Origin of the sequence: Thermasporomyces composti, from assembly GCF_003386795.1 — a bacterium.
GTDB lineage: Bacteria > Actinomycetota > Actinomycetes > Propionibacteriales > Actinopolymorphaceae > Thermasporomyces > Thermasporomyces composti.
Genome location: NZ_QTUC01000001.1, coordinates 1,332,251 through 1,355,113 on the forward strand (window position 1 = coordinate 1,332,251; position 22,863 = coordinate 1,355,113).

The 22,863-nt window shown below is 69.2% G+C and carries 20 protein-coding genes and 1 tRNA gene; 9 read left to right on the forward strand and 12 right to left on the reverse strand.

All coding sequences use genetic code 11. The features are described from left to right. Positions 1-141 precede the first annotated feature (141 nt). Positions 142-1,257, forward strand: coding sequence for a mechanosensitive ion channel family protein (locus DFJ64_RS05840; RefSeq protein ID WP_115849523.1), 1,116 nt, complete (start codon positions 142-144; stop codon positions 1,255-1,257). Positions 1,258-1,373: 116 nt separating this feature from the next. Further along, positions 1,374-1,449: transfer RNA gene (locus DFJ64_RS05845), tRNA-Arg, on the forward strand. A 110-nt stretch (positions 1,450-1,559) separates the two neighbouring features. On the opposite strand, the gene DFJ64_RS05850 is transcribed toward DFJ64_RS05845, so the two are convergent. After that, positions 1,560-2,165, reverse strand: coding sequence for a dihydrofolate reductase family protein (locus DFJ64_RS05850; protein ID WP_115849524.1), 606 nt, complete (start codon positions 2,163-2,165; stop codon positions 1,560-1,562). A 416-nt stretch (positions 2,166-2,581) separates the two neighbouring features. Beyond that, the gene (locus tag DFJ64_RS05855; RefSeq protein WP_115849525.1) at positions 2,582-3,406 is read right to left on the reverse strand and encodes an EI24 domain-containing protein; all 825 of its coding nucleotides are present in this window, start codon (positions 3,404-3,406) and stop codon (positions 2,582-2,584) included. A 214-nt stretch (positions 3,407-3,620) separates the two neighbouring features. On the opposite strand from DFJ64_RS05855, the gene DFJ64_RS05860 reads away from it, so the two are divergent. Continuing rightward, positions 3,621-5,132, forward strand: a complete 1,512-nt coding sequence (locus DFJ64_RS05860) for a glycosyltransferase family 39 protein (protein WP_170152510.1) — start codon at positions 3,621-3,623, stop codon at positions 5,130-5,132. Positions 5,133-5,183: 51 nt separating this feature from the next. Here the strand turns inward: DFJ64_RS05860 and DFJ64_RS05865 are convergent, their stop codons facing one another. After that, positions 5,184-5,807: an NADPH-dependent FMN reductase gene (locus DFJ64_RS05865; protein WP_115849527.1), complete on the reverse strand. Its 624-nt coding sequence runs from the start codon at positions 5,805-5,807 to the stop codon at positions 5,184-5,186. A gap of 316 nt (positions 5,808-6,123) precedes the next feature. Here DFJ64_RS05865 and DFJ64_RS05870 point away from each other — a divergent pair, with 316 nt between their 5' ends. Beyond that, complete coding sequence (locus DFJ64_RS05870) at positions 6,124-8,097, forward strand: ABC transporter substrate-binding protein (RefSeq protein ID WP_115849528.1); 1,974 nt, start codon at positions 6,124-6,126, stop codon at positions 8,095-8,097. Between the two features lie 54 nt (positions 8,098-8,151). Here the strand turns inward: DFJ64_RS05870 and aroD are convergent, their stop codons facing one another. From aroD to DFJ64_RS05885, 3 genes are read right to left on the reverse strand one after another with little or no spacing between them, the layout of a single operon-like run. Continuing rightward, complete coding sequence (gene aroD / locus DFJ64_RS05875) at positions 8,152-8,940, reverse strand: type I 3-dehydroquinate dehydratase (protein ID WP_115851855.1); 789 nt, start codon at positions 8,938-8,940, stop codon at positions 8,152-8,154. Between the two features lie 28 nt (positions 8,941-8,968). Next, positions 8,969-10,057 (reverse strand): magnesium/cobalt transporter CorA, encoded by a 1,089-nt coding sequence (gene corA, locus DFJ64_RS05880; protein ID WP_245940963.1) that lies wholly within the window; start codon positions 10,055-10,057, stop codon positions 8,969-8,971. Between the two features lie 20 nt (positions 10,058-10,077). After that, positions 10,078-11,121, reverse strand: a complete 1,044-nt coding sequence (locus DFJ64_RS05885) for a Gfo/Idh/MocA family protein (protein WP_115849529.1) — start codon at positions 11,119-11,121, stop codon at positions 10,078-10,080. A gap of 194 nt (positions 11,122-11,315) precedes the next feature. Here DFJ64_RS05885 and DFJ64_RS05890 point away from each other — a divergent pair, with 194 nt between their 5' ends. Next, positions 11,316-12,065, forward strand: coding sequence for a GntR family transcriptional regulator (locus tag DFJ64_RS05890; protein ID WP_115851857.1), 750 nt, complete (start codon positions 11,316-11,318; stop codon positions 12,063-12,065). A 42-nt stretch (positions 12,066-12,107) separates the two neighbouring features. Here DFJ64_RS05890 and DFJ64_RS05895 read toward each other — a convergent pair whose 3' ends face one another. From DFJ64_RS05895 to DFJ64_RS05905, 3 genes are read right to left on the reverse strand one after another with little or no spacing between them, the layout of a single operon-like run. Beyond that, positions 12,108-12,992, reverse strand: coding sequence for a carbohydrate ABC transporter permease (locus DFJ64_RS05895; protein ID WP_115849530.1), 885 nt, complete (start codon positions 12,990-12,992; stop codon positions 12,108-12,110). Between the two features lie 2 nt (positions 12,993-12,994). Further along, positions 12,995-13,951: a carbohydrate ABC transporter permease gene (locus tag DFJ64_RS05900; RefSeq protein ID WP_115849531.1), complete on the reverse strand. Its 957-nt coding sequence runs from the start codon at positions 13,949-13,951 to the stop codon at positions 12,995-12,997. A gap of 24 nt (positions 13,952-13,975) precedes the next feature. Then, positions 13,976-15,235, reverse strand: a complete 1,260-nt coding sequence (locus tag DFJ64_RS05905) for an ABC transporter substrate-binding protein (RefSeq protein WP_147304612.1) — start codon at positions 15,233-15,235, stop codon at positions 13,976-13,978. A gap of 231 nt (positions 15,236-15,466) precedes the next feature. On the opposite strand from DFJ64_RS05905, the gene DFJ64_RS05910 reads away from it, so the two are divergent. Genes DFJ64_RS05910 through DFJ64_RS05920 form a run of 3 tightly spaced genes read left to right on the forward strand, consistent with a single transcriptional unit; the run spans position 15,467 to position 18,777 of the window. Continuing rightward, complete coding sequence (locus DFJ64_RS05910) at positions 15,467-16,267, forward strand: N-acetylmannosamine-6-phosphate 2-epimerase (RefSeq protein WP_115849533.1); 801 nt, start codon at positions 15,467-15,469, stop codon at positions 16,265-16,267. 43 nt (positions 16,268-16,310) lie between these two features. Beyond that, complete coding sequence (locus DFJ64_RS05915) at positions 16,311-17,813, forward strand: DUF4127 family protein (protein WP_170152511.1); 1,503 nt, start codon at positions 16,311-16,313, stop codon at positions 17,811-17,813. A 40-nt stretch (positions 17,814-17,853) separates the two neighbouring features. After that, on the forward strand, positions 17,854-18,777 hold the full coding sequence (locus DFJ64_RS05920; RefSeq protein ID WP_115849535.1) for an ROK family protein: 924 nt from the start codon (positions 17,854-17,856) through the stop codon (positions 18,775-18,777). 10 nt (positions 18,778-18,787) lie between these two features. On the opposite strand, the gene DFJ64_RS05925 is transcribed toward DFJ64_RS05920, so the two are convergent. The 3 genes from DFJ64_RS05925 to DFJ64_RS05935 all read right to left on the reverse strand — a co-directional run bounded on the left by DFJ64_RS05925 (position 18,788) and on the right by DFJ64_RS05935 (position 20,709). After that, complete coding sequence (locus DFJ64_RS05925) at positions 18,788-19,246, reverse strand: DoxX family protein (protein ID WP_211310509.1); 459 nt, start codon at positions 19,244-19,246, stop codon at positions 18,788-18,790. Beyond that, a complete protein-coding gene (locus DFJ64_RS05930) occupies positions 19,233-19,652 on the reverse strand; it encodes a CBS domain-containing protein (RefSeq protein ID WP_115849537.1) in 420 nt (139 codons plus the stop codon). The genes DFJ64_RS05925 and DFJ64_RS05930 overlap by 14 nt, the downstream gene beginning before the upstream one ends. A gap of 157 nt (positions 19,653-19,809) precedes the next feature. Then, positions 19,810-20,709 (reverse strand): SigB/SigF/SigG family RNA polymerase sigma factor, encoded by a 900-nt coding sequence (locus tag DFJ64_RS05935; RefSeq protein ID WP_115849538.1) that lies wholly within the window; start codon positions 20,707-20,709, stop codon positions 19,810-19,812. A 632-nt stretch (positions 20,710-21,341) separates the two neighbouring features. Here DFJ64_RS05935 and DFJ64_RS05945 point away from each other — a divergent pair. After that, on the forward strand, positions 21,342-22,580 hold the full coding sequence (locus DFJ64_RS05945; protein WP_115851858.1) for an NAD(P)/FAD-dependent oxidoreductase: 1,239 nt from the start codon (positions 21,342-21,344) through the stop codon (positions 22,578-22,580). The last annotated feature ends 283 nt before the right edge of the window (positions 22,581-22,863 follow it).

Below are 22,863 nucleotides of genomic sequence, written 5' to 3' on the forward strand. Positions count from 1 at the left end.
ACGTCCTTCCGCTGGTGACCTGGGCGGTCCCGCCCGGGCAGTCATATCGTCGAAGACGGCGCTGCGGCGTCTGGGACGCGGCGTCCGAACCGCCTCCCGACGGCACGCCGTGGGTTGTCGCCTGCGGAGGGGGGACGCGCCATGCCCGACAACCCCGTCATTCGCGGACTCCTCGGCGAGGTCATCGTCGTCGCCGCCGCGTTCGCGTTCGCCTGGTTTGTCCACGTCATCCTGCGGCGACTCGCGATTCGCCGGCAGTCCATCTTCCTCAGTCGGCTCACCCGGGTGTCCCACCGCGCCTGGATCGTCACGTTGGTGGTCGTCGCGATGTTCGTCTGGACCACGCGGTGGTTCGGTCTCCGGGGCGCCGCCGCGGAGGTCATTCCCCACATCCTGTTGATCGCGACGCTCATCTCGGTGGCCTGGCTCGTCCTGAAGGTGCTGTTCGTCGCCGAGGACGCGGCGTTCCAGTGGCTTCGCGTCGACGTCGCCAACAACCGCCGTGTTCGCCGCATCCGGACCCAAGTGGCGGTCTTGCGACGCTTCACCACGGCTGTCGTCGTGCTGGTCGCCCTCGCCGCCATCCTCATGACGTTCGACCAGCTCCGGACCTTGGGCGCTTCGATCCTCGCCTCTGCAGGCGTGTTCGGCGCGGTCGCCGGCTTCGCCGCGCATGCCACCCTGGGCAACGTGTTCGCCGGTCTCCAGCTGGCGATCACCGACCAGCTCCGGTACGACGACGTGGTCGTCGTCCAGGACGAGTGGGGTCGCATCGAGGAGCTCACGCTCACCCACGTCGTCCTGCGGTTGTGGGACGAACGGCGCCTGGTGCTGCCGACGACGTACTTCACCACGACCCCGTTCCAGAACTGGACCAGGAACGAGGCTCGGGTGCTGGGCTCGGTCATCCTGCACCTGGCCTACAACGCCCCCGTGGCGGAGCTCCGAGCTGAGGCGAGACGGATCATCGAGGCGTCACCGTTGTGGGATGGACGGGAGTGGGTCCTCCAGGTCGTCGACTCCACGCCGTTGACGATGGTGGTGCGGGTGCTCGCGTCCGCTCACGACGCGCCCAGTTCGTGGGACCTACGGTGCGAGATCCGGGAGAAGCTGCTCACCTTCCTGCAGACGCACTATCCCTGGGCACTTCCCCACCCGGTCCCGACAGTGGAGGAGGTTCTGGCGGGGTCAGACGGCAGGTCACCGCTCGCGACTCCGCCCGGCACGAGGTCGTCCCCGCTTCACCGGCGAGCGTGACCTCGTCCGCACCATCCTCAGGACCGGGCTCGCGCGCCGCGCTACGGCGACGCGGCACGCTGCGACCGATCCCTGGCGCCGGGCGACCCGCGCGGCCCGGTACCCTCAGGACTCGCGCCCTCGTAGCTCAGGGGATAGAGCAGCGGTTTCCTAAACCGCGTGTCGCAGGTTCGAATCCTGCCGGGGGCACCAGGTCACAGTCGGTGGCCAACGATCCGGGTCTGGTTCAACGCTTCGGACCTGTTTCCGGGGCGTTCGTGCTCACGTGCCCCTCCCCGGCCGTCCGACCGCCGCCTTCGCCCTCACGCCGCATCGACGGACGTACGGGTGTAGGTGAGGATCGCCGAGCCACTGTCGAAGACGGTGTGGTCGGTGAGCTCCCACGTGCGGGGGTCGAACACGGCGCTCCGGCCGAACAGCGGGACGCCGGCGCCGATGGTCAGCGGTGCGAGCTTGAGGATGAGCTGATCGATCTCCGGATAGAGGGTGCCCGCCAGCTCACCGCCGCCGATGAGCCAGAGATCCTTGCCCTCCTGCCGCTTGAGCTCGCGCACCGTGGCGACGGGGTCACCGGACACGATCTCCACGGCCGGGTCCGGGCTGTCGGCCAAGGTACGAGAGAACACCAGGTGACGCAGGTGGGGGAAGGCGTCCGTGACACCGACCTTCAGGCCGACCTCGTAGGAGCGCCGTCCCTCGAGGACCGTGTCGAAGTGCCGTCCCGTGGCGGTGATGCCGAGAGCGTGTCGGGCCGCTCCCGGCAGGGTTTCCGGATACTCCGCGACCAGGTAGCGCGAGTAGTCCTCGGGGATGGGCCAGAAGCCTCCCGGGCCGGTGGGGTCGGCGCCGTCGGGTCCGGCGATGTAGCCGTCCAACGTCGAGGCGATGAAGTACACAAGCTTGCGCATCGAGCGGTTCCTCACGTGTCGGGTCGGGGAGGGACGGCTCAGGTGTCTCACCGGCCGGTGGCGACGCTCCTGGCCGGGAGCACCCTACGGGATCGCCGACAGCTGCCCGCCATCCGCCGGCGCGGACGCCCGTTCGGTTCTCGTCGAAGGTCTCGTCGAAGGTTCTCGTCGGAAAGCTGTCAGCCAGCGACGGTGCCCCGACACGTCCTCCATGGAATGGATCTTGATCGCGCTCGTCGTCGCGCTGGTTCTCCTCGGCGTGACCCACTGGTTCCGCGGCAGGGAGGCGCTGGAGCGGGCCCGGCGCGACCGAGTGACAGGGCGTGCGAAGGGAACCGAGGACACGCGGACTTCACCGACCTGTCCGGGTAGGCACCGGGCCCCCGGGGCACCGGCAGGGCGCCGCGCCAGCGCCGTCACCCCTCGTCGGCCGGCTCACCCAGCTCGTCGGTGGGCTCACCCAGCGCGTGGCGGGTGAGCAGGGTGGCACCAGCGACCGCCGCCGGGGTGAAGAGGATCGCACCGAGCGGCACCAGGAACGCCAGGAAGGCGGTCACCCCGAAGCCGAGCGTGGCCATCCGCACCCCGCGAAGCGCCTGACGCCGGTCAGCCAGCCGGCGCCCCCGGCGCCCGAACGGTCCAGCAGTCAGCTTCAGCGCCAGCAGCCAACCCCCCAGCGCCGCGCCCAGAGCCGGCACCACGGTCTGTCCCACCACCGGCAGGAACCCGGCGATGAAGAGCGGGACTCCCACAGCCGCTGAGAGGACGTCCGTCCGGATCGAGTCGCTGATGCTCCACCGCAGCGATCGGAGCCACGAGACCTCGGCGGGGTTCACGACACCGCCGCACCGGTCCTCGACCCACTCCGAGATCCGCTCGTAGAAGGGCTCGCCGATCGCCAGTGTGACGCCGGTGAACACCAGCACTCCCACGAGTGCGGTGATTCCCAGGAGCGCCAGGATCACCGACGCCCGAACCAGGGTCTGGAGCCAGCCCGTCCACTCATCGGCGAACGGGGTGAGCGCGTCCGCCAGCTGAGGGCTCGCGACTGCCAAGGCCACCAGAGCGGCGAGGAACAGCGCCCCGGTCACGGCCGCAGGTAGCAGACCGAGCAACATGAGCCGCGGGTTCCTCACGTAGATCACGAAGCCGCGCAGCCACAGGCCGACGCCGAAGACGAACTGTCCGACACTGTTCGCGACACCGGAGACGGGTGACGGGGTGATCGTGCGCGTACTCACGAAGCGGTGATCCTAGCGATCCGCCACGATCCGCCACGAGAACGATGATCGGCGACGGGCCCGGGAAGCGAACGACGGGAGGCAGGCCGAAGCGGCTGGGAAGAACCCGGTCATGGTCCGAGGAGACGACACGGGCAGCAGACCTCACCCGACGTCCTCAGCGACCGGGCCTTTCGACGCGCACGTCCTCTCGTCGCCACACCGCCGGCGGCCCATGGCCTGGGCGCCGGTCCTCGCGGTTGCCGCCGTGGTGACCGTCGTCCTGGTGCTCGTGAGTCCGTGGTACGGCTACTACCGAGACGAGCTCTACTTCCGCCTCCTCGCCGACGAGCCTCGCTGGGGTTACGTCGACCAACCGCCCTTCACGCCGTTCTTGGCGAAGGTGGGGATGTCGCTGTTGGGCGACACGGTCACCGCGCTCCGGGTCCCCGCGGCGCTCTGCACGGCGGCCACGGTCATCCTCGCGGCGTTGACGGCGGCCGAGCTCGGTGGCACGGGTCGCGCACAGCTCCTCGCCGCCGCCGCGACGGCGTCGAGCCTGTTTCCCCTGCTCGTCGGCCACACCCTGCTCACGTCCAGCGCGGACCTCGTCGCGTGGTGCGCGGTGTGGCTCCTCGCCGCCCGCGCGCTCCTGCGTGACCCACGGTGGTGGCTGGTCACCGGAGCCGTCTTCGGGCTCGCCCTCGTCAACAAGCACCTCATCCTCATCCTCGGCGCGGCCATCGGTGTGGGGCTCGTGACCAGTTGGCTGACGTCGACGCCGGCGAGGCGCCCGGTGACCGGTGGAGCACCACGCGATCGACCGCCGGGGGCGCCGAGCGCGCGTCACGATGGGCGCTGGCTGGCCGCGGGCGCTACGCTCGCCCTCCTGCTCGGTCTGCCGAGCCTGATCTACCAGGCTTCCCACGGCTGGCCCCAGCTTCGCATGGCCGCTGCGCTCGTCGAGCACAGCGTGGTCCCGAACAGGCTGCTCGTCCTGCCCGGGCAGCTCGTGCTCGTCGGCCTGCCGCTCGTGCCGGTCTGGTGGGCAGGGCTCGTCGGACTTCTTCGCGTCCCGTCGTGGCGGTCGATCCGATGCCTCGGCATCGCCCACCTCGCGGTCGTGGGGATCGTGCTCGTCGCCGACGGGCGGATGGACTACGCGGCCGCCACCCTCATCCCCATGCTGGCGGCCGGGTGCGTTCGGCTCGACGCGTGGTCACGGACGCCGCGCGGTGCTCGGGCCCTCCTGGCCGCGCTCACCGTCAACGCCGCCATCTCCGCCGTCGTCGCACTGCCGCTGCTGCCCGTGGACCTCGTCCAACGAACGCCGCTGCCCGCGCTGAACCCGCTCATGCGCGGCAGTGTCGGCTGGCGGCAGTTCGCGTCCGAGGTGGCCCTCGCCTACGGCCGGCTCGCGCCGGACGAGAGGCGCGACGCCATCCTCCTGGCCCACGACTTCGCCCAGGCCGGCGCACTCGACCGCTTCGGACCGTCGCTCGACCTCCCGCCCGTCTACAGCGGCCACAACGAACTCGCCCGGAAACGACCTCCCGAGCGGTCCGGAACCGTGCTGGCGGTCGGTGTCGACCCGTCGATCCTCCGCCGTGTCTTCGATCGCTGCGACGTGATCGGGTACGTCGACGCCGGCGACGTCCCAGGCCAATCGAGAAGCCCGCTCACCCTCTGTCAGGGGCGGAGGATCTCCTGGCGTACCGCGTGGCCCGCGTTCGTCCACGTGCGGTGAGGACGCTGCGCAGCGCGAGACCGCGACGCGGCGAAAAGGCAGGAGCGGGCCTCAGCCCTTCAACGGCACCGACGACGACACCAGGTCCCGCACGAGGCGAACGTTGTCCTCCAGCCATCGGTCGATGACCGACGCGAGGTTGTCCAGGTCCGGTTCCTCGATGGTGAACGCCCGCGTCGGGACACTCGCGCCCAGCTCGACGAGGAGCGGCCGTAGATGCACGTCCGCCACGAGCCGATGGATCGGCGAGCCCGCGACCGTGAAGGGAATGGCGACGACGCCGGCGAGAGCACCGCCGGCCAGTCGGTCGAGGAACGCCTTGAGAAGACCGGTGTAGCTGGCCTTGTAGACCGGTGTGGCGACGACGAGCACGGGCGCGTCGCGAACGGTCGCCAGCGCCGCGTCCACGTCGGGAGAGCCCTCGATGACCGCTCCACCGAGCTTCGCCACGTCGACGACCGCGACCGCGTCGTTCCCCCACGCGTGAGACGAGCCGTCGAGCGTGGTGTCCCCCCGGAGCCGAGCGACCAACGCGGAGGCGAACGTCTCCGCGGCGGCGAGCGTTCGGGATCGCGGTCGCGGGTTCCCGCAGAGGACGACGACGCGTGGCTTACCGTTCCGGGTGTCCGGGCGAGCTGTGGAAGCGCCGTCGCGGGTGGTCTCTGGCACTGTCATCGGCTGTCTCCTCCGTCGACGTCTCCGGCCGCAAGCATTGATAAATCCTACCGGATTAATAGGTATTCAGCTTTGGGGCGAGGCCTAGTGGCGAGAACAGGCCAGGGCACCCGTTCACACGCAAAGGCCGGTTGACGACGCCACCTTTTCGCGACCGTCAGCGCGGCCAGATTCGGCCACCTTTCTCACGCACCGGAGTCCGATCCGTCCGCGCCCGTGCTATCAACCATTTCCCAGGGTTGACATGAACTACCCCGACCGTACGATGACCACCACTGAGCGGGAAAGCGCTCTCTGAACGAAGTGGAGTGAGCCCATGGGTCGGGATTGGACGCGCCGGGACTTGCTGCGCGCCGGCGGCGGAAGCCTCGTCGCCATGTCCATCGCGGGGTCCATCGCGGGTTGCAGCTTCCTTGAGACCGATCCGGCCAATACAAGAAGGGAGTCGGAGGGCGACCGCTCCAACGCGAAAGAGGCGCCGTCGCTCGCCGCCCAGGTCAAGGCAGGAGAGCTTCCTCCGCTCGAGGAGCGTCTTCCTGAGGAGCCACTCGTCGTCGAACCCGTCGAACGGGCGGGCGTGTACGGCGGCACCTGGAACTCCGTCATGGTGGGGCCAAGCGACACCGCCGTCATCCACCGGACGATTGGCTACGACCAGCTCGTGCACTTCAGTCCGGACTGGTCGGAGATCGTGCCGAACGTCGCGAGGTCGTTCGACGTCGAGGACGACGGCCGGGTTTACACGTTCCACCTGCGTCGGGGCATGAAGTGGTCCGACGGCGAGCCGTTCACCGCTGACGACATCGTCTTCGCGTGCGTGGACGTCCTCTTCAACCAGGAGATCTTCCCGGTCCCGCCCGGCTGGCTCCTCGTCGAGGACAAGCTCCCGACCGTCGAGAAGGTCGACGACTACACCGTGCGCTTCACCTTCAGCGCGCCGCACGGTCTTTTCCTCCAGCTGCTGGCGACGCCGAGCGGCACCGACCTCACCTGCATGCCGAAGCACTACCTGCAGCAGTTCCACAAGAAGTACAACCCCGACGTCGAGAACCTCGCCAAGGAGCAGAAGTACGACAGCTGGATCGACCTGCTCGGCGCCAAGCGCGCGATCTTTGACAACCCCGAGTTGCCGACGCTGTGGGGATGGAAGCTCACCCAGCACCTGAGCGAGACCCAACGCGTCGTCGCGAAGCGCAACCCCTACTACTGGAAGGTCGACCCGGACGGACGCCAGCTTCCCTACATCGACCAAGTCGCCTACGACCTGGTGAACGACAACCAGGTGATCCTGCTGAAGATCTCCAACGGGGAGATCAACATGCACGCGCGCCACGTCAACTCGCTGCACAACAAGCCGACGCTGGCGCGGAACCGGGAGAAGGGCAACTACGACTTCTTCACGCTTCTCCCGGCGATCATGAACGAGATGGTCATCGCGTTCAACCTGACGCACGAAGACCCGGTCCTGCGGGAGATCTTCCAGAACAAGAACTTCCGGATCGCGATGTCGCACGCCATCAACCGCGACGAGCTGATCACGGTCGTCTTCCAGCGTCAGGGGGAAGCGTGGCAGCTGGCGCCCCGACGGGAGTCGGAGTTCTTCGACGAGGAGTTCGCCAAGCAGTACACCGAGCACGACGTCGACAAGGCCAACCAGCTGCTCGACCAGATCGGCCTCGACCAGCGTGACAGCGAGGGTTACCGGCTCCGCCCGGACGGCAAGCGTCTCCGCTTCCAGGTGGAGATTCCGACGCCAACGGTCAAGGACTTCTGGGTGAGCGGGATGGAGCTCATCCGCGAGCACTGGAAGGCCGTCGGTGTCGACGCGGAGATCAAGGCCGAGGACCGGACGCTGTTCTACGAGCGCAAGGAAGCCAACAAGCACGACGTGGCCATCTGGCAGGGCGACGGCGGACTGCAGGACGCGATCATCGAGCCGCGGTGGTACTTCCCGTACAGCAACGAGTCCAACTACGCCACGCCCTGGGCGCGTTGGTACAGCACCAAGGGCAAGGAAGGCCAGGAGCCTCCCGAGCCGGCGAAGCGTCAGATGGACCTGTACAACGAGCTGAGGCTCACCGCGGACAGGGACGAGCAGGCGCGTCTATTCCGGGAGATCCTCGCGATCGCGAAGGAGCAGTTCTGGGCGATCGGCACCGTGCTCCAGCCGGAGAACTACGGGATCAAGGCGAACAACTTCCACAACGTCCCGGAGCCGATCCCCGAGGCGTACCTCTACCTCACTCCGGCGCCCGCGCGTCCTGAGCAGTTCTTCATCGAGCAGGAGTAGGCGGTCACCAGCCGCGCCAACCGCCCGAGGGCCCCTGGGACTCTCCAGGGGCCCTCACTCATTCCCGGCGTTCGTCTCGTAGTCCAAAAGGCGCAGGGCGGCGTCGAGCGCGTCGACGGGAACCTGGCCCGGAGCTGATGCTCTGCCCACCGTCCCGAACGTGGCAGCCGATCCCACGAGCTGGCCGGCGATCCTCGACACCACCCCCAGCGGCCCCATCGCCATCGTGATGAGCGGCCGGTCGACGTACCGCTCGTGCGCGATCCGAGTGGCCTCCAGGAGCGTCAGCACGTCAGCAGGGCCGTGGGGCATGACGGCGATCTTGCAGATGTCCGCGCCACGGTCCTGCATCGCGCGCAGCCGATCGACGATCTGGTCACGGCCCGGCGTACCCGTGAAGTCGTGGTACGAGGCGACCACCGGAACGTCGCGCTCACGCGCGGCCGTCAGCACCCCGTCCACCACGGCTCGGTCGCGTTCGTACTCCACGTCGACGAGGTCGACCGCGCCCGACTCGACGACAGCGAGGATGAGCTGGCCGTACCGCTCGTCCCCCAACGACGCCCGGCCACCCTCGGCGGTGGTGCGACACGTGAACAGCAAAGGCCGCCCCGCGAGGTCGTCGGCGAGCAGGCGCGCCGTCGACACCACCCGCGAGACGTCGGTCAACTCGGCGAAGTGGTCGGCCCGCCACTCCACCACGTCCACGGGGTGACCGGCCAGTGCCGCGACCTCGACACGCAGCTCCTCCACGGTCCTGCCGGTCAGCGGCACCACGATCTTCGGACGTCCTTCGCCGAGGACCACGTCGCGCACGACGACGGGTTGGACTCTGCTGGTCACCTCGCCCCCTTCGTCCCGTCGCTGCACCTCACAACCAGCCCCGCACCTTGAAGAAGACGTACAACCCCACGGCCACGACGACCATGAGGACAAGCGCGAAAGGGTAGCCGTACCGCCAGTCCAGCTCCGGCATGAAGACGAAGTTCATGCCGTAGACGGTTCCGACGAGGGTGGGGGCGAACAGGATCGCCGCCCAACCCGAGATGCGCCTGACATGCTCGTTCTGCTGGTAGCTCGCCTCCGTCAGCCGCTTGATCTCCTCGTTCTGACGCTGGGCCACGAGCGCGGCGTTGACGCGCAGCATGCTCTCGAGCACCTGACGGAACGAGTCGATCTGGTCGGCGGTCCGGATCGCGTGGTCACGCACGTCACGCAGGAGTCGCCGCAGCTCGACGTCGACGTCCAACTCCTCGTACCAGGTGTTCAGCACGTCGAGGATCCCCAGGAGCGGCCGGCACGCCCGATCGAGCTCGATGACCTCGCGGGAGAGCTGGTAGATCCGACGCGACACGGTGGCCTCGCCGCCGAAGACCTCGGTCTCCACCTCGTCGATGTCGTCCCGCAGCCCCGCCAGCACCGGTTGGTAGTCGTCGATGATCTTGTCGAGGATCGCGTACAGCACCGCCGCCGGACCCATGCGCAGGAGATCGGGCTGGCCCTCGAGCCGCTGACGCACCGGAGCCAACGTCGGGGCGAGCCCGTGCCGGATGGTGACGACGAACTGCGGGCCGAGGAAGATGTGCAGCTCCCCGATCTGGACGACCTCGGTCGACTCGAGGTACCGCGCCGGGCGCAAGACGAGGAAGAGCATGTCGCCGTAGCGTTCGAGCTTGGGCCGCTGGTGCGCGTGGACGGCGTCCTCGACCGCCAGCTCGTGCAGCCGGAACTCGGCCGCGACAGACTGGATCTCCTGCTCGTCGGGCTCGTACAGCCCGATCCACCCAAGACCGCCGCGCTCGCGTAGCAGCTCGTAGGTCTGGTCGAGGGACGCGGGCTCGATGCGACGTCCCTCCACGTAGATCGCGTTGTCGACGACCGCCATTCCGGCATTCTCGCCGCCGAGCGACGCCGGACACACCATCGCGGACGCGTGCCGCGGCGCGATCTCGGCCGCCACGCGTCCTCTCGACCGACGTCTCAGCCGACGGCGACCTCACGCTGCTCCCGCGCCGACTGGTAGGCGGCGTCCAGGATGCGGAGGACGGTGAGCGTCTCCTCCTCCCGAACGAGAGGTTCCACCTCACCCCGTACGACGGCCGCCCAGTGCGCCATCTCCAGCTCGAACCGCCGGTCCGGTGGGAGGTCGTCACGCACCTCTTCGTAGACGGCGCCGTTCGCGATCCCGGAGACCACGAACGGAACCGTCGTCAGCGCGGCGTCGGTGCCCAGCAGCTTGGTTCGCAACGGCGCGACGTCGTCCAGGTGGGCGGCCCAGGCGGCCCGGAGCGTGAGCGAGCAGCCACCCTCCAGGCGGACGAACGCGACACCGAAGTCCTCGACGTCGAACTCCCCTGGGTCCCACTCCCCCGGCGCCACCTCCACGATCTCGGGTCGGTGACCGAAGTAGCGGCCCGTCACGGCCGTCACCCGAGCCGCTTTCGGCCCGCCCAGGAGCCACAGCGCCTGGTCGAGGACGTGGACGCCGTTGTCGAGCAGGACGCCGCCACCGGACAGCGCGCGGCGGTGGAAGACCCCTCGACCCGGCAGGCCGAGCCGGGACCAGACGATCGCCTCGGCGTCGTAGACGTGACCGAGACGACCGGAGTCGACGACCTGCTTCGCCGCCATCGCCTCGGGAGTGAAGCGATGGGACTGGGCGGCCATGAGCCGCCGCCCAGCCCGACGTGCCGCGGCGAACATCCGCTCCGCGGCTTCGGCGCTCGTGGCGAGCGGCTTCTCGCACAAGACGTGGGCGCCGTGCTCCAGGGCGCCGATCACCTGCTCCTCGTGCAGGGCGTTCGGCGTGCAGACGCTGACGACGTCCGGCCGCTCGGCCTCCAGCATCCGACGCCAGTCGGTGTAGACGCGCTCAACCGGGAACTTCGCCGCGAGCTTCTCCGCCTTGACGCGGTCGACGTCGCAGAGCCCGACCACCCGGAAGCCCTCACGGACGTATCCGGGCACGTGACAGATCTCGCTGATGACCCCCGCGCCGATGACCGCGGCAGTGGGTGCGCTCACGACAAACCTCCCTCAGGTCGACGCGGCCCGTCGATGGCTTGGACCGCGTAGGCGTGCTGGTGGTGGCTTGACGATTCCGGCGAAGTGGATGAACACGCTGTTTCGGTGAGGTGTCCACGCCGCTGGCATAATGGCGGGCGTCCGGCAGCTGTCGCTGGCACGCCGAGGTGACGCCGAGGCAGGTGGACTCCGAGATGAGCACAAACCCCGCACCCGATTCCCTGGAGTCGGACGCTCCCGTGCGGCGCAAGCACGAGATGGTGCGGGAACACCTGCTGGAGGCCATGCGAGAGCGGCTGGGTCCGCACCAGCGACTCCCGACCGAGCGGGAGCTGTCCGAGGAGCTGGGGGTCAGCCGCCTGACCGTCCGCCGCGCGTTGGAGCAGCTGGCCGCGGAGGGCCGCGTCTACCGCATCCAAGGCGCCGGCACGTTCGTCGCCGACCAGTCCATCCGTAAAGGCGACAGCCTCAGCTCCTTCACCGAGGACATGCTGGCACGAGGGTTGGTGCCCTCGGCCCGGCTGCTGGAGGCCACGGAGGTCGCCGCTGGCGCGCACCACTCCTGGCGCCTGGGAATCAGCCCCGGTGAGCCGCTCCTGCGGATCGTGCGGCTGCGGTTGGCCAACAACAAGCCCATGTGCCTGGAGCACGTCCACGTCGTCAAGAAGTTCGCGCCCACCTTGCTGGAGCACGACCTCAGCGGCTCCCTCTACGAGCTGCTGACCACGCACTACCGCATCCGGATGGACCAAGCGGACCAGTCGATCACGGCGACCGTGCTGGACCCGAGTGACGCCGAGCTGCTCGACGTCCCACCCCTGTCGCCCGCTCTGCTGGTGGAACGCGTCACCTGCGACCAACAGGGACGTCGGGTGGAGCTGGCGCGCTCCCTCTATCGCGGCGACCGCTACGCCTTCGAGATCAGGCTGCGTCGCCGCTCGTGACGCCACTGCTGACGAGAACGCCACCGCGAGCACCAGGCACGCTCACTTCAGCCCGGTCACCGAGATACCGCTGACGAAGTACTTCTGCGCCACCATGAAGATGGCGATGGCCGGCAGGGTGAACATCAAGCACGCGGCCATGAGCGGTCCCCAGTCAACACCGTGCTGACCGAAGAAGGCGTACAGCCCGATGGAGAGGGTGTACTTGTCCGGGTCCTGCAGGTACAGCAGCGGCAGCATGAAGTCGGTCCAGGTCCACATGAACTGGAAGATCGCGACCGTGGCGAGCGCGGGCCGAGCCAGCGGCAGCACGATCTGCGCGTAGATGCGGAACTCCGATGCCCCGTCGATCCGCGCTGCCTCCACCAGCTCGTCGGGGACACCCGCGAAGAACTGCCGCAGCAAGAAGATGAAGAACGCGGTTCCCAGGAACGGCGGGACGACGAGTGGCCAGAAGGTCCCGACCGCGCCCAGGTCGTTCCACAGCTTGTAGACCGGGATCATGGTGACCTGGGGCGGGAGCATCATCGTCGACAGCACCACGAACAGCAGCGGGTTGCGCCCACGCCAGGGGATCTTCGTCAGCGAGTACGCCACCAACGGACACGACAGCAGCGTTCCGGTGACGTTGGCGACGACGAGGAAGACCGTGTTGACGAGGTAGCGGCCCAGCGGCATCGACTCAACGGCGATGTCGAAGTTCTCCAGCGTCGGTGCCGTCGGAAGGAGGCGCGGCGGCGTCGAGAAGATCTGGTCCGGCGTCTTCAGCGCCGTGGTGAGCATGATGACGAACGGCAGCGCGAACGCCGCGCAGATCGCCACCAGCACCAGGTGGTACACGAGCGAGCTGCCACGACGTGGGCCACGTCGGTAGGACCTGACCGCGCGAGCGCGGGCCGGGGTGACGGGAGTGTCGAGACCGACCATGCTCACCTCGATCCGTAGTGAACCCAGCGCTTGGACGTGGCCAGCACCAGCGCGGTGAGGACGACGGTGATGAGGAACAAGATCCAGGCCATCGCCGCGGCGTAGCCCATCTTCAGGTGGACGAAGGCGTTCTGGAACAGGTAGAGGCTGTAGGTGAGCAGAGAGTTCTCCGGACCGCCCGAGGCCTGGTTGAGACGTTGCTGCGCGAGCAGGTAGGGCTGGGTGAAGACCTGCAGGCTGTTGATGATGCCCACGATCAGCTGGAACAACGTGACCGGCGTGATGAGCGGCCAGGTGACGTGCCGGAACCGCTGCCAGGCGTTCGCGCCGTCGACCTCCGCCGCCTCGTACAGGTGAGCCGGCACCTCCTTCAAGGCGGCGAGGTAGATGATGGTCGTCGTCCCGATCCCCCAGAACGAGATGAGCAGGACAGCCGGCTTCGTCCAGGCCGGGTCCCCGATCCAGTCCGGCTGTGGCAGGTGGAGCAGCTCCAGGAGGCGGTTGATCATGCCGTACTGGGCGTTCAACAACCACCGCCACACGTACGTCGCGGTGACGACCGGGACGATCGCCGGAAGGTAGAGCACCGCGCGGTAGATGGGCTGACCGCGGACCGGAAAGTTCAGCGCCATCGCGGTGAGCAGCCCGAGGAGGAGGCCGAGCGGCACGCCGAGGACCGTGAGGTAGGCGGTGTTCCACAAAGCTGTGCGGAACCGGTCGTCGCCGAACAAGGCCGTGTAGTTCTCCAGCCCCACCCACGTGGGTGGCTGGAAGATGTTGAAGTCGGTGAAGCTGTAGTACGCCGACGCGGCGATCGGTCCGAGCGTGAACACCAACGCTCCGACGATCCACGGGCTCGCGAACGCGAGCCCCAGCAGGGTCCGGCGGCGAGCCCGGCGCGCGGCGGCCCCGCGACGAGCCGTGGCCGTCGCGCGCCGGAGGGATGTCGACTCAGCCATCGTTCGACCCAGCCATCGTTCGACTCAGCCGTAGTTCTTCGCTTGTCGCGCGACCTCCGCGAGCGCCTGCTCCGGCGTCGCCTTCAACCGGGTGATCGAGTCGAACGCCGTCTCGAGGTCCGCGACGTACTCGGCGGTGGTCGGCAGGCTGGCCAGGACTTTCGCGTTCTCACTCTTCGCCGCCTGCAGCCAGGCGTCGAAGTTCGGGAGGTCGTCGTAGCGGTCGCTGTCGAGGAGCGACGTCCTGGTCGGAAGGTTGGCCAGCGTGTGGGTGAACTCCAGCATCGGCTCCTTGCTGAGCATGAACTTCATGAACTCCCACGCGGCTTCCTTGTTCTGGGAGTTGCGCGGGATGAACAGCGTGCTGGTGCTGAGCTGGGTCGTCCCGGCGAGGTCGTCCCGTCCCGGCGGGTGGGGGATCGGGGCGACTCCCCAGTTCAGGTCGGGCGCGTACTGCTTGATGAACGCCGACATCCACTCGCCGTCGGTCACCATGGCGACCTTGCCCTGAAAGAAGGGGTTTTGCGGCGAGGCGTATTCCCCGAACCCGGAGGTGAACCGCTGCACGTTCTCCGCGCCGTAGGGTTTGGCCACGGTGTCGACGTAGAACTGGGCCGCCTCGACGTTGCCGGGCTCGGTCGGGGTGGGCTCGCCGGACTCGTCGTACCAGCGCCCGCCGAAGGCGAAGGCGAGGGTGGTGAGGTCGGGGTTCGCCCAGCCGATCTGGACGATCTTGCCGTCGTCGACGACGGTGGTGGCCTTGATGGCCTCGGCCCACTCGTCCGTCGTGGTGGGTGGCTCGGTGATCCCGGCCTCGGCGAGCAGGTCCTTGTTGTAGAGCAGCTGGATGCTGTGCATCGCGATGGGCAAGGCGTAGATCTTGCCGTCGTACCGCATCTGCTCCATCGCCTGCGGCACGAAGTCGGACAGGTCGTAGCCGTCCTTCTCGATGAAGGAGTCGAGGGGCTCGATGATCCCCTTGTCGGCCCAGGACCCCACCGTGCTGCCGAAGTTGTCGGAGATGTCGAACGTGCCCTTCGCGCTCGACATCGCGGCCAGCTGCGCCTGGGTGTCGGGGTTGGAGACGCCCTTGACGACGATCTCGTCCTGACTGGCGTTGAACTCCTGGATCAGGCGCTCGATCGCCTCCCCCTCCTTGCCCGTCCACAGGTAGGAGAAGGTGATCGTGGTCTTGTCGCCTTCGGCGGAGCCCTCACCACCACCGCCGCATGCCGCGAGGGTGAGCGCTCCCGCCGCTATCGCCGCTGAGAGCCGAACGGCCATCGATCGGGTCTGGCGCACAACGCCCTCCCGGAAGCTGGGTCTGCCGAAAGAATGGCCCCAATGGTCTTGTCCAATCCTTGACCATGTCAAGGCCTATCTGCTGCTTTCGTCCTCGTCCGCCGCCGGTATCGGACATCGGAGCGTGTGCGATCCCAGCCAGACCAGGCGCGTAGACAAGGAAAGAATCAGATTGGTACTGTCCAGAACCCACACACGAGATGGAGGAGCTTCATGGCGGTGCGTGTCGGTGACGAGGTGCTCAACCGCCTCCACGGCGGCCTGGTCGTGTCCTGTCAGGCCGACCCGGGGCATCCACTCGCCGCACCAGACCGCATCGCCGCGCTCGCCCGCTGCGCGGAGGCGGGTGGTGCGGTCGCGGTGCGCATCGAGGGCACCGCGAACGTGCGAGCCGTCGCGGCCGCCACGTCACTGCCGATCATCGGAATCGCCAAGGTGCGCCAAGGGACGGGTCGGCCCTTCATCACGCCCACCTACGAGCACTGTGAGGCCCTCGTCGCCGCCGGCGCGCACCTCGTCGCCGTGGAGGCGACGCCCGACTACCGCCCCGACCCTCAGGACTTCGCCATGATCTGCGAACGCGTCCACACCGAGCTCGGCGTTCCGGTCATGGCCGACGTCTCCACGACCGCGGAGGGCGTCCTTGCCTGGGAGGCCGGTGCCGACCTCGTGGGCACCACGCTGTCGGGCTACACCTCCACCTCCCGTCCTCGCACCACACCCGACATCGAGATGGTCCGGGAGCTTTCGGCCCGCGGCATTCGGGCGGTCCTCGAAGGCTTCGTCAGCCATCCCGACGAGGTGGCGGAGGCCTTCGCCGCGGGTGCCTGGGCGGTGGTCGTCGGCAAGGCCATCACGGCCCCAGAGTTCCTGACGGAGCGATTCGCAGCGGTCGCCCCCGCGACGAGCGGACGAGACGTCGCCACGCTCGCGGATGCTGGCTTCTCCTCGACTGACCGAGGGCTCGCGTCCCCGGACGGGTTCCCTGGCCGAGGGCTCGCGCCAGCGGATTGAGGCCGCACACCGACCCGCCACCACGCCAGGAGGAGAGAACCTCGTGCGAATCGGCCTGCTCCCCCTCGACGAACGTCCCGTCAACCTGACCCTGCCGGGAATGGTCGCCGCCATCGCGGGCGCCCGGGTCGTCACCCCACCCCGTGAGCTCCTGCCGAGGATGCGAGCGGCCGGGGACGCCGACGGGCTGGCCCGCTGGCTGACCGAGCAAGCGCACGACGTCGACGCGTTGGTGCTCTCCCTCGACATGCTCGGCTACGGCGGCCTCATCGCCTCGCGAACGTCGTCCGATTCGCTCACCGACGTCGTGCGACGTCTCGCCACGGTCGGCGAGGTGCGCGCCGCTCGGCCCCAGCTGCCCATCAGCGCGGTGACGACGGTCATGCGGGCGTCCCGCTCCTACAGCGCGGCCGAAGAGCCCGCGTATTGGAGCGAGTACGGCGTCGAGCTGCACCGTCTGGGCGGCGCTCTGCATCAGCAGTTCCTCGGCGAACCGCACGACCGTTCGGCCCTCGAGGCGGCAGTGCCCGCGGACGTGCGACGGGACTTCCTCGCCCGGCGACTCCGCAACCACGCGGCAGACCTTTACGCGCTGAGCTTGGCCAGCACGGGCGTGGTGTCGCCTCTCCTGGTCACAGCCGACGACACGGCGCCGCGCTCGGCCGGGTCCCTGGAGCAGCTCTGGCTGGACCACTGGGCCGACGCGCTGGGGCTGGGCGAGCACGTCCAGTCCTTCCCAGGCGCGGACGAGGTGTGCTCGGTCCTGGTGGCGCGCACGCTCGTCGGCACGCTCGACCGGCCCCCTCGCATCGCAGTGCGAGTGCCGGAGCCAGGAGGCGAGGAACGGGTCGCGCCGTACGAGAACGTCCCGGTCGGCGTCACGGTGCGCCGCCAACTTCGAGCTTCCGGAGCCGACGTCCTCGACGAAGCGGACACCGCGGACGACACGGCCGACGCCGTCCTCGTCCTCCACGCGCCCGACCCACACCGCGGCGACTGGTGTGGCCGACGTCCCACACCCGCGCCTGAGACGGTCGAGGCGACGGTCGCTGCTGTCATGCGGGAGCTCGAGCGGGGTCGCGTGGTCGGGCTGGCCGACGTTCGCTACACCAACGGCGGCGACGACACGCTCGTGGAGGCGCTCGCGCGCGCCGGCGTCCTCGGCGCGCTTGCCGCCTACGGCGGCTGGAACACCGCCGGCAACACCATCGGCTCGGTCGCGGCGGCGCTCGTGAGTCGGATCGTCGCCACGAAACGGGACACCCACGACGAGTTCGCCGAACAGCGGCTCTTGCTGCACCGGCTGCTCGAGGACGTCGCCTACCAGGCGGTCGTACGCACCGAGTTGGCCGCCCACGACGTCTATCGGGCGCACGTGTCCATGCCGTTCGACGATCCCGCCGTAGCGGAGACCTACCGCCGTGAGGTCGACCGCCGCCTCAGCGACCACCTGCGCGCGCTCCCCGGCGGTGCTCAGTGGCGGCTCACCGGCGTCCGGCTGCCGTGGGGACGTACGTTCGAGGTCGACTTCAGCCTGGAGCGTTGACGCGGGCTCCGGCTCGGCGGGAGGTGAGGAGTTCCCAGCCATGGAATCGTCGGCCGACGGGTGCCTGGTGGGTGTCGACCTAGGCGGAACCAAGACCGTCGCCGCAGTCGTCGCGCCGAACGGCACGGTCGACGCCCACGCCGTCGCGCCGACCCCGGCGAACGACGGGCCGGACGCGATCCTCGCCACGGTGATCGACCTGGTCCGCCGGGTGACATCTGGACGATCCCTCGCCGCCGTCGGCGTGGGAAGCGCGGGGGTCGTCGACGCGAACCGAGGAACCATCGTCTCCTCCACCGACGCTCTCCGCGACTGGGCCGGCACGCCCGTCGCGGATCGCTTGACGACGGCGCTGCGCGCCCCCGTGGTCGTCGACAACGACGTCAACGCTTTCGCCTACGGCGAGCTCGTGGCTGGAGCGGCCGCTGGTCACGCGGACGTGGTCGCGGTCACGGTCGGCACCGGTGTGGGCGCGGGCCTCGTCCTGGCAGGCGAGCTGCGCCACGGTGCCCACCACACCGCGGGTGAGATCGGCCATCTGCCAGCGTTGGGAGCCGACGACCTGCCGTGTCCATGTGGGGCGACAGGTCACGTGGAGGCGATCGCCTCAGGCGTGGCGATGGAGCGCCGCTATGCCGACGCGACCGGTGACGCACTTCGGCTGCCCGCCATCGCCACGCGAGCCCGCCAGGGCGACTCCGTGGCGGCGCGCGTCATCGCCGACGGCGCGAGGGCGTTGGGCGCCAGCCTGGCCGGCGTGGTGAACCTGCTCGACCCGGAGGTCGTCGTGCTCGGTGGCGGCGTACCCGCCATCGGTGACAGCTACCTCGCCGTCGTGCGTGAGGCGTTCCGCGCGCACCTGTTACCGGGTGTGGCGAACGTCCCGATCCTTCCGGCCGCACTCGGAGAGCACGCCGTCGCGGTCGGCGCGGCCGCGCTAGCCCGGCTCCGCCTCGGCAGCTAGCCCACCGGCGTCACTCGGGCCCCTCGACCGGCTCCGCCTGGCGCCGCCGTCGACGCCGGAACAGCAGGGCGTCGAGACCGACGCGGCCGGACCCGAAGGCGGCGAGCGTCAGGGCGAGCAGGCCCGTGAGCAGCGCGAGCTCCCATCCGCCCTCGGTGACGAACACGCCATAGGGCGCGTGGACGAACGCGATCGCCCCGGCCATCTCGAGCGCCACGAGGACGCCGACCACGGGCACCAACAGCCCGAGGATGAGCAGCGCACCGCCGACCAGCTCAAGGTACGTGACGACAGACGCGGCAAGGGTGGGCAGCGGGATGCCCACCTGGGCGAACCCCGCGGCCGTCTGGTCGATGCCCAGGTCGTGATACTTCTGCCAGCCGTGGGCGAGCAAGACGACGCCCAACCCCACCCTCGCCAACAGCAGGACCACATCCCGGACGGCAACCACCGACCTACGAGCTGCCACAGATCGCCTCGACGAAGTGCCCGACTTCCTCGTCCGAGAGGTGACGGCCCAAGTCGGCCTCGCTGATCATGCCGACGAGCCGGCGGTTCTCGATCACCGGGAGCCGGCGGATCTTGTGCTCCTCCATCATGGTGAGCACCTCGCGCACGTCGGCGCCCGCGTCGACGTAGTGGGGCTTACCCTGCGCGAGCTCGCCAGCGGTCACGCTCGCAGGGTCCTTCCCCTCCGCGACACATTTCACGACGATGTCGCGGTCGGTGAGGATTCCATGCAGCTTGTCGTCGTCACCGCAGATCGGCAGTGCTCCGACGTCGAGATCCTTCATGCGTCGGGCGGCGTCTTGCAGCGACTCGTGCTCACCCACGCAGTGCGCGCCAGCGGTCATGATGTCCCGCGCCACGGTCATGGTCGTCTCCCATTTCCTCGCCGATGTGGCCCTCGGTATCAGCCGACCCAATCCGCGGGCGGTGGTGCAGGGGCGCGAGGGGAGGTCCTGCGGGACCTTCGCCATCGCCTCGTGGGGACCACCGAGGGACGCCCCAAGGGCTCAAGCGCCGCTCCGGCTAGCTGGCCTCCTCCAGGTGCGCGCGGCCAGCACGCGGGCGGGTCCTCGGCTTCGGCCACGTCATGGGAGCGGCCTCGTCGCTCAGGATCGCCGACCGAATGTTGCGCAGTGTCTTCGACAGCAGGCGGGACACCTGCATCTGGGAGATACCGAACTCCTCGGCGATCTGCGACTGGGTGCGCCCCTTGTAGAAGCGCAGGTAGAGGATGCGCCGCTCGCGAGGCGGAACGTGGGGAAGGATCCGCCGCACCGCCTCGCGGTTCTCGATGTACTCGTAGGTGTCGTCGTCGTCACCGACGAGCTCGCCCAGGGTCGCCGAGTCCTCCTCACCCACCGGGCAGTCCAACGACAAGGCCGAGTACGCACGTCCGATCTCCTGCGACTCGAGGATCTCCTCCTCGGTGACGTCGAGCGCGTCCGCGAGCTCGCGGATGGTGGGAGCGCGCTTGAGTCTGGCCGAGAGCACCTCGCTCGCCCGGTTCATGGCCAGGTGCACGTCGTGGAGACGACGAGGCACGCGGACAGACCAGCAGTGGTCTCGGAAATGCCGGCGGAGCTCACCGAGGATGGTTGGAACGGCGAACGAGGAGAAGGGCGACCCTCGTTCCGGGTCGAACCGGGCGGCGGCCTGGACCAGCCCCACCATCGCGACCTGAACGAGCTCCTCCAAAGGTTCGCCCCGTCCCGCGTACCGCCGAGCGAGTTGTCGCGCGAGCCCGATGTGCTCGACGATGAGCCGACGCGCCCGCTCCTGACCACTGACCTCCCCCTCCGGGCCGTCCTCGCCACCGAGGCCCGGCTCCAGGCCTGGGACGTCGACGTCGACGACCTCGGGGGACGGGACTCTTCCGGCGCCGTCGATGGTCTCGATGTCGTCGACTGCGATGGGTGCTGTCATCGGCGGTCACCTCGTTCTCGCGAAGTCCAGGCTTGAACGCTCTCGTTTCCTCTGCCCGATCTTGATCAGGACAAAACCCTGGACTCGTGGCTGAGCAGCGTCCGAGCCGACGCTGACCGACTTGTCCGCGTCCTGTCGTCGACGTCCGTCATGCCGGGCCGCCTGTCTCCTTCGCCCGGCTGCGCACCCCCTGCCCTCTCCCTGCATCCGTCCTCCCGGCGCTCGTCCTTCTTGCGCGCGTCCTCCTGCACTCGTCCTGCTCGCTCGTCCCCGCCGCGCGGCGGGAGGTGCCCCTCGACAAGTCGGCCCGACCGCCGCCCAGCAACACACTCGACGGGACCTGATGCGACGACGCGAACGCGGAACCATGTCAATGAGACGTTGACACCAGGCAAGCGCTGGGCCGACGTGAGCACAGACCTCGAGCACCGGGAAGACATGGACACGACTCGCCACGACGCCGGCGTCTCGCAAGCGACACCACGAGTGGCCCCACGTGGACGGCGTCCGGCGGCGTCATCCGGGGTTAGGTTACGGAGGAGCGGCCGATGGCGCGGACTCTCGCGGATGAACCAGCCGCCCCAGGCGAGCCGTGGTCACCCCGGTCACCGGAGGGCCTCGAGGAGGAACGCATGTCTCAGCGAACGGACGAGCGGTTCGTCATCGTCGGTGCCAGCATGGCCGGAGCGCGAGCTGCCGAGACTCTGCGAGACGAGGGCTTCAGCGGACATCTCGTGCTGGTGGGCGCCGAGCCGCACCTGCCCTATGAACGACCTCCGCTCAGCAAGGGTGTGCTCACCGGCGACGCTGAGCCGGAGACGGCGGTCCTCCACGAGCACCAGTGGTACGTCGACCACGACATCGACGTGAGACTCGGCGTGGCGGCGACGCGGCTCGACCTGTCCGCGCACGAGGTGCACCTCGCCGACGGCGCCACGTTGCGGTACGACCGCCTGCTGCTGGCGACCGGCTCGACCGTGCGGCGTCTCGAGGTTCCCGGCGGGAACCTGGCCGGTGTCCACTACCTGCGCACCATGGCGGACGCGACGGCGCTCCGTGACCGCCTCCGCGAGGCCCGACAGGTGGTCGTCGTCGGCGCGGGGTGGATCGGGCTCGAGGTGGCGGCCGCAGCGCGGACCCGCGGCGCCGACGTCACTGTCGTGGAGGCGCAGCCGACCCCGCTGTACGGCGTCCTCGGGCCACAGGTCGGTGGCCTCCTCGCCGACCTCCACGTCAGGCACGGGGTGACGTTCCGGTTCGGCGAGAGCGTGACCGCGTTCCGCGGGGAAGGTTCGGTCGCGTCCGTGGTCACGAGCGCGGGCGTGGAGCTTCCCGCCGACGTCGTCGTCGTGGGGATCGGCGTCCGGCCGGCGACCGAGCTCGCCGAGTCCGCCGGGCTGGAGGTCGACGACGGGATCGTCTGCGACGAGTCGCTGCGCACCTCCGACCCGGACGTCTTCGCCGCCGGCGACGTGGCCAGGTGGCAGCACCCGCTCCTCCGACGCAGGCTTCGTGTGGAGCACTGGGCGAACGCCCACGACAGCGGGCCGGTCGCCGCGCGCGCCATGCTGGGCCAGCAGGTCATCCACGACGTGCTTCCGTTCTTCTTCTCCGACCAGTACGACGCCGGCCTGGAGTACAGCGGCTACGTCCCGCCGGAGCTCGCCCCCGAGGTGGTCACCCGTGGCGACCTCAGCTCCGGGCAGCTCATGGCCTTCTGGCTCGACGGCAAGACGTTGCTCGCCGGGCTGCACGTCAACGTCTGGGGAAGCATGGACATCGTCCAGGACCTCGTGCGGTCACGGCGTCCGGTCGACCCCGCCAAGCTGGCCAACGCCGAGATCCCGCTCGACCAGGTGGGCCTCAGCTGACCGTCGCTCGCCGCCACGGCCTGGCGGCGAGGACCGTGGGCGCGGTGGCGGTGCCTCGGACGTGGGGCCACGGGATTCCCGCTGTCAAGGCTTCCTTGACGCGATCTCCGCCGGCTGAGCGGGACGACGGAGCCCTCGACCACTCCTTGCGGGCCCCTCCACCCCGAGGCGTCCGGGACCCCGACGGGCGACCGTGCCACGACCACTCGGCTTTGCGTCGGTCCCCGCTGCCCTCGACCGTGACCCCCGACTGTGGCCCTCGACTGGGACGCCGGGGCGGCGC